Source organism: Micromonospora sp. AMSO12t (genome assembly GCF_008806585.1).
In the GTDB taxonomy this organism is placed as follows: Bacteria; Actinomycetota; Actinomycetes; order Mycobacteriales; family Micromonosporaceae; genus Micromonospora; species Micromonospora reichwaldensis.
Genome location: NZ_WAAS01000196.1, coordinates 1 through 12,371, shown reverse-complemented (window position 1 = coordinate 12,371; position 12,371 = coordinate 1). Strand labels below are relative to the sequence as shown.

Here is a 12,371-nt window from a genome sequence, read left to right as displayed (position 1 = left end):
CGAGCAGGAGGGCGACGGCGACGGCGCGGCCGGCGGGCAGCGCGGTGGCGATCAGGTGACCGGGGAACGGCGACTGGGCGGGGCTGGTCACCAGGCCGTGCCCGAGCGGGAAGCGGAGCACGTTCTCGACCAGCGCGTCGCGGTCGACGAGCATGGCCGGCAGCAGCGCGGCGGCGGGCACGCCGATCGCGCCCGCGGCGACCCGCAGGCCGGCCCGCCGGGTCAGCCCCCAGATGATCAGCACGAGGGCGACCGGCCAGGCGAAGAGCTTCAGCGCCCCGGCCAGGCCGACCGCGAGACCGGCCCGGCCCGGCCGGCCGGCGGCGGCGAGGGCGAGGGCGAGCAGGCAGAGCGCGAGTACGGGCAGGTCGTCGCCGCCGGTGGCGAGGGTGAGCGCGCAGATCGGGAGGACGGTGGCGGCCTGTACGCCCCGGAGCAGGGCGGCGCCGGTGTGGTCGTCCGCCCTCCGGCGTGCGCCGCGGGTGACGGCGCGGACGGCCAGGGCGAGCGCCAGCGCGGTCCCGACGGCGAACCAGACGCGGGCGTCGGTCCACCAGGCGTCGACGGCCGCCCGGGGCAGCCCGAACAGTGCCATTCCCGGCTGGTAGGGGGTGTAGCCGAGCAGTTGTTCGCCGGGTGGCAGGGCGGCGATCGCGTCGTGTCCGAGGTACGGCGTGCCGGTGTCGACGAGCCGCCGGCCGGACTCCTCGACGACCAGCACCTCCTCCTGCGCCCGGTCGGTGCGTCCGCCGGCCCGTTGGATGCTCTGCCAGGCCAGCGGCAGCAGGGCGGTGGCGAACCAGGCGAACCCGGTGACCGCCCAGCGGGCCCGCAGCCCGGTCAGCGACGAGCCGGGGTCGCGCCGCCGCAGCAGGAGCTGGCCGGTCGCGGCGAGGGCCGCGAGGAGGTATCCGACGGCGGCGACGGCGCCCCAGGCCCGGTGCGGGAGCAGGGTGGACGTGGCGGCGGTGATCGCGGCGAACGCCGCCGACCCGGCGTACAGGCCGAGGTCGAGGGCGAGGCCGCCGGCGGCGGAGTCGAGGCGCTGCCAGCCACGGCGGCGGGCGGTCGGGGCGGCGGTCACGCGGGCCAGTCTGGCAGCAGGTGCGCGTCGCCGCGTCAGGCGGGCAGTTGGCGCCTGCCGCCGCGTCAGGCGGGCAGGTGGCGGTCGGTGCGGCCACGCCCGCCCGGCCGGCGGCCCGGGGCGAGCCGGATCACGGCGCCGGCGTCGTGCAGTGGAGGGGCGAGGGTGCCGGGGCTGCCCCCGGAGCCGCGCCGGAACGCCGCGAGGAGCGTGCCGGCGGGCACCGGCCGGGCGAAGAGGTGCCCCTGGCCGGCCGTGCAGCCCAGCTCCCAGAGGGCCCGGCGCTGCGGCTCGCTCTCCACGCCCTCGGCCACCACGTCGAGCCCGAGGCTGCGGCCCAGGTCGAGGGTGGAGCGGATGACGGCGGCGGCCTCGGCGGAGGTCTCCATGGCGGTCACGAAGCTGCGGTCGATCTTCAGCTCGTGCACGGGGATGCGGGAGAGCAGCGACAGGGAGGAGTAGCCGGTGCCGAAGTCGTCGAGCGCCAGCCGGACCCCTTCGTCGCGCAGCCGGCTGAGCACCCGGTCGACCACGTCGAGCTGGCTGAGGGTGAGCGTCTCGGTCAGCTCCAGCACCAGCCGGTCGGGGGGCAGGTCGTGGGCCCGCAGCCGGGCGAGCACGGAGCCGGGGAAGCGGGCGTCGAGGAGGCTGCGCGGCGACACGTTGACCGCCACGGGCACGTCGAAGCCGGCGTCCCGCCAGCTGCCCGCCGCGATCAGGGCCTGGTCGAGGATCGCCTCGGCGAAGGCGGGGAGCAGGCCCGAGCGTTCCACCGCCTCCAGGAAGCGCAGCGGGTCGATCATTCCGTGGGTGGGGTGGTGCCAGCGGGCGAGGGCCTCCGCGCCGGTGACCCGGCCGCTGCCCAGGTCGACGATGGGCTGGAAGTTGACGGTGAACTCGTGGTCGGCGACGGCGCGCGGCAGTTCGCCGCCGAGGGTGAGCCGGCCGAGGTCGGCGGTGTCGCGGGTCGGTGCGTACGTCGAGGTCCGCTGACCGGCCCGTTTGGCCTGGTACATCGCGACGTCCGCGCGGCGCAGCAGCTCCGGCATGCCGCCGGTGGCGGGTGCGGCGGCGATCCCGCCGCTCGCCTCGACGCTGATCCGCATGCCGTCGAGGTCGAACGGCTCGTGCAGCGTGGCGAGCAGGGTCTCCGCGCGGTGCGCGGCCACCGCGGGGGCCGGCAGACCCCGCAGGAGTACGGCGAACTCGTCGCCGCCGAGCCGGGCCACCAGGTCCCCCTCCTGGGCGGCGTCGCGCAGCCGCTCGGCGACCTGCACCAGGACGTGGTCCCCGGCGGCGTGCCCGAGGGTGTCGTTGACCTCCTTGAAGTGGTTGAGGTCGATCAGCACCAGTGCGGTCACCCCGTCGGCGTGCCGGGTGTCGAGCTGTTCGGTGCCCTGGTCGAGCAGGTGCCGGCGGTTGGCCAGCCCGGTCAGCGCGTCGTGGGTGGCGGCGTACGCGTGCTCGTCGGCGACCCGGGCCAGCTCGGCGTACGCCTGCGCGTTGCGTACCGCCGTGCAGAGCGCCGAGGCGAAGGTGCGCAGCGTGTACTGCTCCCGTTCGGAGAGCTGCACGGGCCCCCGGAACCGCAGCCGCAGTACGCCCACGTCGACCGTCCGGTCGTGCCCCTCCAGGGCGGCGGGGACCACGGTGCCGTCCACGGCGGTCGGTTCGCCGGCCGGCCCGTCGTACGTGATGGCGACGGCACCGCCGCGTACTGTCCGGCCACCGTCGCGCAGCTCGATCTCCACCTCGTCGGCGGAGAACAGCTCGGCGGCCTGGGTGACCGCGGTGGTGAGGACCTTGTCCAGGTCGACGACGTTGAGCGCGTCGGTGGTGCGGGCCAGCCGCTGCCACGCCTGCTGCTCGGTGCGGGCCTTGACCCGGTTGGAGTAGAGCAGGTGGAGGCTGAGTACGAGGGGCGGCACCGCCAGCAGGAGCCGGGGGTCCCCATGGAGGATGAACAACGTGGTGACGATGAGGACGAAGCGCGCCAGCGCGCTCGTCAGGCGCAGCCCGAGGTCCTCGCGGAAGAGTTGCCTGAGCCGGGTGCCCGTGGCGAGTGCGATGACCGGGAGGGTCAGCACTTCGTCGAGGACCACCGTGACGGCGTAGGCGACCCCGATCGGGCCGAGGGCCGGCCACAGGTCGGTGATCGGTGGCGATCCTCCGGCCGCGTGGAGGGCTGCTCCGCCGCCCACCGCCAGCAGCATGGTCTTGGCCACGCCGAAGGCGGCCTTCAAGGGCGGGAGCTTGGCGAGGTACTGGGCTATCGCCACCCCGATGCCGGTGGTCAGGATCACCAGCGGAGTTGGCGCAACCGCCAGGCTCAGGATGATCGCTGTCTCACTCCAGGAGATCGCGTGGACCGTCGCGCGAATCCGGATCCGCCACTTGATCGTCATGGCGAGGAAAGCCAGACAGATCAGAGTGAGCGAGAGCGTCAGGTGGTTGCGTGACCAGCCCAGCTGGGTCAGCTCGCGGAGACACAGGGCGGCCGCGATGGCGGCCGCAACGCAGACGAGGCCGACGTGCAGCGTGAGCCGCCGCTCGGCCTCTGTCTTGCCCACGTTCAGTCGTGTCACGGCATCCCGACTGCTTCCGACTGCAAAGCACGCCAAGATTACCCGCGGTCACGCGCCAGCCACAATGCTCAGTTCCACTCGTGTGCCGACATCGCTATCCCTCCCCGGTTTCGCGTTGGCTCTTGCGCGGCTGTGTTCCGCGACGCCGACAGCCTAAGTGCGGTTCGGCCAATTATGGAGGGATATATGTGACTATGGGCAATGGATGAGAACCGTGCCCTGCGACGTGACTTTCTGCTTCTGGCCGGGAACTCAGTGCTGTGTTTCTGCCGACTTCCGGTTAACGCTAGATAATGAACCGGTGGCGGCGCCGGCGCATCGGACACGACGGTGCAGTTTGCAGCGGCCGACGGCGTGGCACCGGGTCGTGGCCCGTGTCCTGGGCACATCGCGTGGTCGGGGCCACCGCTTCCGTGCCGGTACGCCCATCCGCCCGGGTGGTTCCGTCAGCGCTCACCGCCTGCCGCCGCTCCCGGCGAGGTCACGGAACGACCGGAGCAAGATGCACTCCGTATGTTGCCCGTTGCCGCCCCGATCGATACGGCCGGAAGATTCTCCCGATGGTGATGATCGCTTCCGTGGCGTTGCGGAGTCAATGACGTCCGTCGTTCGAGGACGGCATGCCGAGCCACCGTCCACCGGGAAGGGAGGGCTATCGGCCCGGTCCATGAAGTGGGATGGAAACGGCCGCGGGACAACGGGCCGGAAACGCGTTCCGAATTCGCGATAGGGGTGGCCCACTCGCCCGGAGTCGCGGCCGTCGCGCGAAAGGCACGTCGGTTCAGCCGGTGCGGGGCCGACCGTCGCCCGGCGCGCGACGCTGCGTGCCCGCGCCGGTGATCCCCTGCACCCGTACCGGAAAGATAGGCTCGCGGGCGTGACCGATCCCGCGCAGCTCACCCACGTCGATCCGGCGGGCGCGGCCCGCATGGTCGACGTCTCCGCGAAGGCGGTCACCGGCCGCCTGGCCGTCGCCGCCGGCCGGCTCCGCACCACGCCAGAGGTCGTCGAGCTGCTGCGCCGCGACGGGCTGCCCAAGGGCGACGCGTTGGCGGTCGGCCGCCTCGCCGGCATCATGGGCGCGAAGCGCACCCCCGACCTGATCCCGCTCTGCCATCCCATCGCCCTGCACGGCGTCACGGTCGACCTGACGCTCACCGACGACACCGTCGAGATCACCGCCACCGCGCGGACGGCGGACCGCACCGGCGTGGAGATGGAGGCGCTGACCGCGGTGGCCGTCGCCGGGCTGGCGCTCGTCGACATGGTCAAGGCGGTCGACCCGGCGGCCAGCGTCGACGCGGTCCGGGTGCTGCGCAAGGAGGGCGGCAAGACCGGCCTGTGGGTCCGCCCGCAGGAGCGGCCGTGATCCGGGCCCGGGTCGTCGTGGCGTCCAACCGGGCCGCGGCGGGGGTCTACGCGGACACCAGCGGTCCCCTGCTCGTCGCGGGCCTGCGCGACCTCGGCTGCGAGGTGGACGGGCCCGTGGTGGTGCCCGACGGCGAGCCCGTGGGCGAGGCGCTGCGCGCCGCCCTGGCCGACGGGATCGACGTGGTGCTGACCAGCGGCGGTACGGGGATCAACCCCTCCGACCGCACCCCCGAGGTGACCCGGGCGCTGCTCGATCACGAGATCCCCGGCATCGCCGAGGCGATCCGGGCGCACAGCCGCGACAAGGTTCCCGCCGCCGCGCTCTCCCGGGGGCTCGCCGGCGTCGTCGGCCGGATGCTGGTGGTCAACCTGCCCGGGTCGACCGGCGGGGCCAGGGACGGCCTCGCCGTGCTCGGGCCGATCCTCCGCCACGCCGTCGACCAGCTCCGCGGCGGCGACCACTGACGACGCGGGAGGGCCGCGACCAACCGGTGGGCGCGGCGCCGCTGACGGCGCGGCCGGCATGCCGCACCGTTAGGCTCGGCCGGTGAGCACGGAAACCGCCCCGGCCGCCGAGCCGGCCACCGCGCCCCCGCCCGCCGGCTGGGAGGAGGCCCGGTCCCGGGTGTACGCGGTCGGCCTGGCCGCCGCGCTCCCCGCCGTCAGCCGGCCGCTCGCCGAGATCGACGGGCACACCCTCGCCGAGCCGCTGGCCACCCGTACGGACCTGCCCGCCTTCCCCACCTCCAGCGTCGACGGCTGGGCCGTGCGCGGCACCGGGCCGTGGCGCCCGGTCGGGCGGGTGCTGGCGGGCGGCACCCCGGCCCCGCTGACCGACGACGGGACGACCGTCGAGATCGCCACCGGCGCGATGGTGCCGGAGGGCACCACGGCCGTGCTGCGGGTGGAGGAGTCCCGTCGTACGCCGGAGGGCCTCGTCGACGGCACGCCGCGGCCGGCGCCGGAGTGGCGCGAGCCGGGCGAGGAGGCCTACGCCGGGGAGGAACTGGTCCCCGCCGGCACGCCGGTGGACCCGGCGCTGATCGGCCTGGCCGCCTCCTGCGGGCACGACAGCCTGCTGGTGCGGCGGCAGCCCCGCGCCGCGCTGCTGGTCTTCGGCGACGAGCTGCTGACCGCCGGCCCGCCCGGCGCCGGGCGGGTGCGCGACGCGCTCGGGCCGGCGGTGCCGGCCTGGCTGCGCCGGTACGGCTGCCTGGTCCGCCCGTCGGACGTGGTCGGACCGGTGGCGGACACGCTCCCCGCGCACGTGGCCGCCCTGCGCGCGGCGCTGAGCACCGCCGACCTCGTGTGCACCACCGGCGGCACGATGCACGGGCCGGTCGACCACCTGCATCCCACGCTGGAGGCGCTCGGCGCGGACTACGTGGTCAACACGGTGGCGGTGCGGCCCGGTTTCCCGATGCTGCTGGCGCGGCTGGTCGACGCCGACGGCCGGGTCCGGTTCGTCGCCGGGCTGCCCGGCAACCCGCAGTCCGCCATCGTCGCCCTGGTCTCGCTGGTCGCCCCGCTGCTGGCCGGCCTGGCGGGCCGCCCGATGCCGGTGCTGCCGCACGTCACGCTCGCCGAGCCGGTGCGCGGCCGGGGCGCGTACACCCACCTGGCGCTGGTCCGGTTGGACCGGACCGCCGGCACCGCCCACCCGGTCCGGCACGTCGGCTCGGCGATGCTGCGCGGGCTGGCGGGCGCCGACGGGTTCGCCGTCATCCGCCCCGGCACCTCCGGCGAGCCGGGGGACCGGGTGCCGGTCGTACCGCTGCCGCTGCTGCCCGGGGAGCGTGCGTGGTGACCACGCCGACGACCGACGCGTCGGGCCGGCCCGCGACGTTCGGCGAGGTCACCGACCGGCCGCTCGACCTCGCCGCGCACGAGGCGGCGGTCGCCGACCGCCGGGCCGGCGCGGTGGTCTCGTTCCAGGGGGTGGTCCGCGACCACGACCACGGCCGGGCGGTGACCAGCCTGGAGTACGAGGGCCACCCGAGCGCCGGGCGGATCCTGCGCGAGGTCGCGGCCGAGATAGCCGCCGACCCGGACGTGTACGCGGTCGCCGTGTCGCACCGGCTGGGCCCGCTCGACATCGGCGACGCGGCCCTGGTGGCGGCCGTCAGCACCGCCCACCGGGCCGCCGCGTTCGCGGCCTGCGCCCGACTGGTCGACGAGGTCAAGGCGCGGCTGCCGATCTGGAAGCGACAGGTCTTCGCCGACGGCACCGAGGAGTGGGTGAACTGCCCCTGAGGGGCGGCCCATCCGGTCAGCGGCGCAGGCTCGGCGCGGCCTGCCGGCCGAACCGGTCGGCGTAGAAGGCCGGCTCGGCGCCGGGGCGCCACGGCAGGGCGGCGACCAGCAGGATCAGGGCCAGCGCCAGCGAGTTCTCCATCAGGGCGCCGAAGAGGCCGTCCTGGTAGTGCGACACCTCGGGGAGCTGGTGCTCGTACGGCCAGATCGGGGAGACCAGGAAGAGCAGGTAGAGCCCGACGGCGGCGACGCCGTGCCGGAGCCCGGTCAGCGTCGGGTACCAGATCGGTGGGCGCAGCCCCGTCACCCCCGGCGGCCCGCCGTACCCGCCCTGGCCGGCCCGCTGCGCCAACCCGCGGCTGGCCTCGCGGCGGCGTACGGCGGCGTCGGCCAGCACGATGATCGCCGGGATCACCCAGACCAGGTGGTGCGTCCAGGAGATCGGGCTGATCACGTTGGCGGTGAGGCCGACCAGCGTGAACGCGGTCAGCTCGTCGCCGTCGGCGCGGGCGTTGACGGCGCGGGAGAGACCGACCGCCAGCATCAGCACCGAGAACGCCAGCCAGAGCAGGCCGGGCGTCTCGATCGAGTCGTACAGCCGGGCCAGCAGCCCCGCCAGCGACTGGTTGGGCGTCATGTCGGCGGCCCCGACGCGCTCGGTCTGCCAGAGCACGCCGCCGAAGTAGGCCCGCGACTCGGTGCCGACGACCGCGAAGGAACCGACGGTCACCGCGATCACCGTGCCGATCGCGGTGGTCGCGGCACGCCACTGCCGCGTGATCATCAGGTAGGCGATGAACAGCGCCGGGGTCAGCTTGACGGCGGTGGCCAGGCCGATGCCCACACCGGCCCACGCCCCGCTGTAGACGAAGCGCAGCAGCGGGCCGTCGGTCGGGGGGATGTGGGTGCCCCGGCGGGCCCGCCAGCGCAGGCCGATCAGGTCGGCCATGATCAGTGCGAAGAGGAGCAGGTTCACCTGGCCGTAGCCGAGGGTCTCCCGGGCCGGCTCGACGGCGACCGCCAGCGGCGTCGCGATCCCCACGGTGAACCAGAGGGGCCAGCCGAGCCGGTCGACGATCGGGCGGAGCAGCCCGGCCAGCACGACGGCCAGGGCGGCGATGCTGGCGAGCGCGTTGACCATCCCGGCCAGCTCGACCGGCAGGTGCGCCATCGGCAGCATCACCAGACCACCGAACGGCGGGTAGGTGAAGCCCAGGGTGGTGCCGGGTGCGATGAACTCGTAGAGCTCGTGACCGCTCGCCCACCACACCACCGCGCCGTGGTAGATCTTCATGTCGAAGAAGTTGTACGGCCGCCCGAAAGCACCGATGGCGAGCCATGCGGCATAGGCGACGGCGGCCACGATGCCAGCCCGTACGACTGTCCTACGATCGATCCCACGCGTTACGCGACGGACTGGGGCGAGGCGGTCCACCCGTCTTCCGACGGTCGCCGGCATGGCGTGGCCACCCCCGTACCAAGGTCGTCCTACCCGTCCAGGTCCTGCACGGAGCCTAGAACGGCGCCTCACGTTAATGCCTCCCGCGTTATGCGACCGTGTCCGATCCCACACATGTTTTTGACATTTCCACCGCGTTAACGCCTGTCGGGTGGTTCAGGTGATTCGCGGCGTTGACACGTGAAGGCCCGGGCGGGGGGAGGTATCGACGCAGGTCAGCCAGGCAGTCGACGGGCCGTCGCTGCCGATCGTACGGCGATCCGGGCCTCCCTGCGGGCGGTACGGACGGCTCGCTGCACGGAACGTCGGGAGTGGCCGATCCGGTGACCGGTCCGCCACCGCAGCCCCGGCCTGCCGCCGGTGTCGGCGGCGGCGAGCAGCAGCCCGCCGAAGAGGCCGAGGTTCTTCAGGAAGTGGATCTGGTTGTTGCGCCGTGCCGCCGGGTCGTCGTTGTTCCAGAAGGGATGCCCGGCGAGGGTCACCGGGACCAGCGTGCCGGCCAGGACCAGCGCCGCCGGCCGGGCGAACCGTCCGGTGGCGAGCATCAGCCCGGCGCCGACCTGCACCGCCGAGTTGACGCGGATCAGCGTCTCGGTGTCGGTGGGGATGCGGGGATCGGCCTTCTCCAGCAGCGGAGTCACCCGGTCCGTCACGGGCTTCGCGGCCGGGACCAGCCGCCCGGGGTTCCGGAGGTTGGTGAACCCGCTGACCACGAAGATGCCGCTCAGCATGGCGCGGGCGAGGGAACGTACGGGTTTCATGGGTCAGTCATACCCCGTCGTCGGCCCGGCTACCCCCGCAACCGCCGATCCGGATCGGCGGACGTGCACCTCGCGCCACGCCGATTCGAGCGACCGTCGCTGATGGACGGCCTGTGAGGGGTAACGTGCCCCGCGTGACGACGCTACGGCTGCGACCCGAGGACCCGGCCGACACCGGCGCGGTCCGGCGGGTGCTGGCCGGCGCGTTCGCCCGCCCCGACGTGACCGCGCCGCCCGAGGTGGGGCTGGTCCAGGAGCTGCGGGACAGCGACGCCTGGCTGCCGGAGCTGGCGATGGTCGCCGAGTACGGCGGCGAGGTCGTCGGCTACGCCCTGCTCACCCGGGTCCGGGTGAAGTCCGACGACCACACCGCGCCGGCGCTGGCGCTCGGCCCCGTGGCGGTCGCGCCGCACCGGCGGCGGATCGGCCTCGGCACGGCGGTGGTGCAGGCCGCCATCGAGGCGGCCACGGAGTTGGGCGAGCGGCTGGTGGTGGTGCTCGGCGACCCGGGCTACTACCACCGGTTCGGCTTCGGCCGGGCCGACCGGATGGGCCTGACCAGCCCTTGGTCGGGTCTCGGCGATCCCTGGCAGGCGCTGGTGCTGCCGCCGACCACGAGCGGCGAGGGTCCGCCGCCGCGCGGCGAGGTGCTCTTCCCGCCGCCCTGGTCCAAGGTCTGACGCCCGGCGCGGTCCGTGGTGGCCGGTCAGGCCGGTTGGGTACGCAGGTAGCGGCCGAAGTGCGGGACGGTGAAGGCGACCGTGCCGCGTTCACCGGAGTAGATCAAGCCCTTCTTGATCAGCGCGTCCCGGGCCGGGGAGAGGCTGGCCGGCTTGCGCCCGAGGGCCCGGGCGATCTCCGCCGTCGGCACGGCGGCGTCCATGTCGTCGCGTCCCCCGCCGTCCGCCTCGCCCTCCACCAGGGACAGCGTGGCCATGGCCCGCATGTACTCGCGTTCGGCCGGGGTGGCCCGTTCGAAGCGGGAGCCGAAGAAGCCCACGGCCAGCTCGGCCTCGGCCTCGGGCGCGGCGACCCGTACGTCGGCGGAGGTGATCGGCGAGCGGGGCGCGTGGTCCCAGGTCGCCTTCCCGTACGCCTGGACGAAGTAGGGATAGCCGCCGGACTTCTCGTAGAGCAGGTCGAGCGCCTTCTGCTCGTACTCGACCTCCTCGCGCTCGGCCGGCGCGCAGAGCGCCTGGTCGGCGGCGATCCGGTCGAGCCGGTCGATGCGCTGGTAGCGGAAGAGCCGCTCCGAGTACGACTTGGCCGCACTGAGCACGGCGGGCAGGTGCGGCAGCCCGGCGCCCACCACGATCAGCGGCGCGCCGAGCTGGGACAGCTCGTGGCAGGCGGCGCAGAGCGCGGAGACGTCCTCCGGGCCGAGGTCCTGCATCTCGTCGATGAAGATCGCGATGCCGGTGCCGACGTCGGCGGCCACCGCGGCGGCGTCGGTGAGCAGCTCGACCAGGTCGATCTCGATGTCGCCGGAGTCGGCGCGGCCGGTGGCGGCGGGCACGTCGATGCCCGGCTGCCACCGGTCGCGCAGCTTCGGGGCGGCGGTGCCGCGGCCGGTCGGCGCGGTCCGCTGGGCGAACGCCCTGAGCACGCCGAGGAAGGCGTCGATCCGGTCGGGCGCGCGGTGCCGGGGCGCCAGCTCCCGGACGGCCATGTGCAGCGCGGCGGCGATCGGGCGGCGTAGCGACTGGTCCGGTCGGGCCTCGATCTTGCCGCTGCCCCAGAGGTGGTTGATCGCCTGGGAGCGGAGGGTGTTGAGCAGCACCGTCTTGCCGACCCCGCGCAGGCCGGTGAGCATCAGGCTGCGTTCCGGCCGGCCCCGGGCGATGCGCTCCAGCACGACGTCGAAGACGTCCAGCTCGCGCCCCCGCCCGGCGAGTTCGGGGGGACGCTGACCGGCTCCCGGGGCGTACGGGTTGCGGACCGGATCCACGCATCGCACAGTATCGGGCCGTCTAGCTGGGGGACTAGACATCCGTAGATGGGGCAACCGGCGTGTCGGGTCACCGGGATCGGTCTCGACACAAAACTAGGGCTGTCTAGCGTCCATGCTAGACAGCCCTAGTTTTGGCAATCAGCGCTTCTTCAGGCAGAGCACGTAGTCGAGGAAGTCGATCGAGTTGTCGTGCACGTAGTTCGCGGTCGCCTCCGGGGCCCGGGTCTTGCACCGGTCGCCGTCCGCCGTGCCCGGGATCCGCAGGAGCACCTCGTACGTGTTGGGACCGCAGGGCACCTTACGCAGCTCGGCCTTGCTGGCCGTGCCGTCGTTGACCACGCAGTCGCCCTTGGCGAACTCCTTCCTGCTGGGGCTCGGTGCGGCGGTGGTCGGCTCCGCGCTGGGCTCGTCCGTGGGCTCGCTCGTCGGCTGGGCCGTCGGCTGGCTCGTCGGCTGGCCCGTCGGGCCGGCGGTGGCGTTCCCCGTCGGGGCCGCGACCGGGTCGTCGTCGCCGGCCTGCCAGAATCCCCAGCCGGCGAGGCCGAGGCACGGGCAGAGCAGGAGCACCGCCACCAGACCGATGATCAGCGCGACCTTGCCACCGCTCTTGTTCGCGGGCGGAGCGGCCGGCGGCATCGCGTACCCGCCGGGCCCCGGCGGCGGGGCGCCCCACTGGTTGCCCGGCGTGGGTGCCGGCCCGGCCGGCGGATACGGACCCGCCTGCGGGTATCCCCCCTGGCCCGCCGGCGGCTGCACCCCGGGCGGCGGCGGATAGCCGGCCCCGGAGGAGGGCGGCGGGTATCCGGCTCCGGACGTGGGCGGCGGGTATCCGGCCCCGGAGGTCGGCGGCGGGTACCCGGCTCCGGACGTGGGCGGCGGGTACCCGGCCCCGGACGTGGGCGGCGGG

The 12,371-nt window shown here is 74.3% G+C and carries 11 protein-coding genes; 5 read left to right on the top strand and 6 right to left on the bottom strand.

Annotated elements, in window-relative coordinates; genetic code table 11:
• A partial coding sequence (locus tag F6X68_RS23670; RefSeq protein ID WP_151456341.1) for a glycosyltransferase 87 family protein occupies positions 1–1,084 on the bottom strand: 1,084 nt, incomplete at its 3' end.
• A gap of 65 nt (positions 1,085–1,149) precedes the next feature.
• Positions 1,150–3,654, bottom strand: a complete 2,505-nt coding sequence (locus tag F6X68_RS23665) for a putative bifunctional diguanylate cyclase/phosphodiesterase (protein WP_370518978.1) — start codon at positions 3,652–3,654, stop codon at positions 1,150–1,152.
• Positions 3,655–4,546: 892 nt separating this feature from the next.
• On the opposite strand from F6X68_RS23665, the gene moaC reads away from it, so the two are divergent.
• The 4 genes from moaC (at position 4,547) to F6X68_RS23645 (ending at position 7,293) form a co-directional block, all read left to right on the top strand.
• The gene (gene moaC, locus F6X68_RS23660; RefSeq protein ID WP_151456340.1) at positions 4,547–5,038 is read left to right on the top strand and encodes a cyclic pyranopterin monophosphate synthase MoaC; all 492 of its coding nucleotides are present in this window, start codon (positions 4,547–4,549) and stop codon (positions 5,036–5,038) included.
• Entirely contained in the window at positions 5,035–5,505 is a 471-nt protein-coding gene (locus F6X68_RS23655) for a molybdenum cofactor biosynthesis protein B (protein ID WP_121399159.1), read from the top strand. Before moaC ends, F6X68_RS23655 begins: the two co-directional genes overlap by 4 nt.
• 82 nt (positions 5,506–5,587) lie before the next feature.
• Positions 5,588–6,847, top strand: coding sequence for a molybdopterin molybdotransferase MoeA (locus tag F6X68_RS23650; RefSeq protein WP_151456339.1), 1,260 nt, complete (start codon positions 5,588–5,590; stop codon positions 6,845–6,847).
• Positions 6,844–7,293, top strand: coding sequence for a molybdenum cofactor biosynthesis protein MoaE (locus F6X68_RS23645; protein WP_151456338.1), 450 nt, complete (start codon positions 6,844–6,846; stop codon positions 7,291–7,293). Before F6X68_RS23650 ends, F6X68_RS23645 begins: the two co-directional genes overlap by 4 nt.
• Positions 7,294–7,309: 16 nt before the next feature.
• Here F6X68_RS23645 and F6X68_RS23640 read toward each other — a convergent pair whose 3' ends face one another.
• Positions 7,310–8,752, bottom strand: a complete 1,443-nt coding sequence (locus tag F6X68_RS23640) for a glycosyltransferase 87 family protein (protein WP_151456337.1) — start codon at positions 8,750–8,752, stop codon at positions 7,310–7,312.
• A gap of 215 nt (positions 8,753–8,967) precedes the next feature.
• Positions 8,968–9,513: a DoxX family protein gene (locus tag F6X68_RS23635; protein ID WP_151456336.1), complete on the bottom strand. Its 546-nt coding sequence runs from the start codon at positions 9,511–9,513 to the stop codon at positions 8,968–8,970.
• Between the two features lie 125 nt (positions 9,514–9,638).
• On the opposite strand from F6X68_RS23635, the gene F6X68_RS23630 reads away from it, so the two are divergent.
• Positions 9,639–10,193 carry a GNAT family N-acetyltransferase gene (locus tag F6X68_RS23630; RefSeq protein ID WP_151456335.1) on the top strand — a complete coding sequence of 185 codons (555 nt, stop codon included), beginning with the start codon at positions 9,639–9,641 and terminating at the stop codon, positions 10,191–10,193.
• Positions 10,194–10,219: 26 nt separating this feature from the next.
• Here F6X68_RS23630 and F6X68_RS23625 read toward each other — a convergent pair whose 3' ends face one another.
• Entirely contained in the window at positions 10,220–11,461 is a 1,242-nt protein-coding gene (locus tag F6X68_RS23625; RefSeq protein WP_151456334.1) for an ATP-binding protein, read from the bottom strand.
• Between the two features lie 141 nt (positions 11,462–11,602).
• Positions 11,603–12,100 carry a PT domain-containing protein gene (locus tag F6X68_RS23620; RefSeq protein ID WP_225852387.1) on the bottom strand — a complete coding sequence of 166 codons (498 nt, stop codon included), beginning with the start codon at positions 12,098–12,100 and terminating at the stop codon, positions 11,603–11,605.
• Positions 12,101–12,371: the final 271 nt, after the last annotated feature.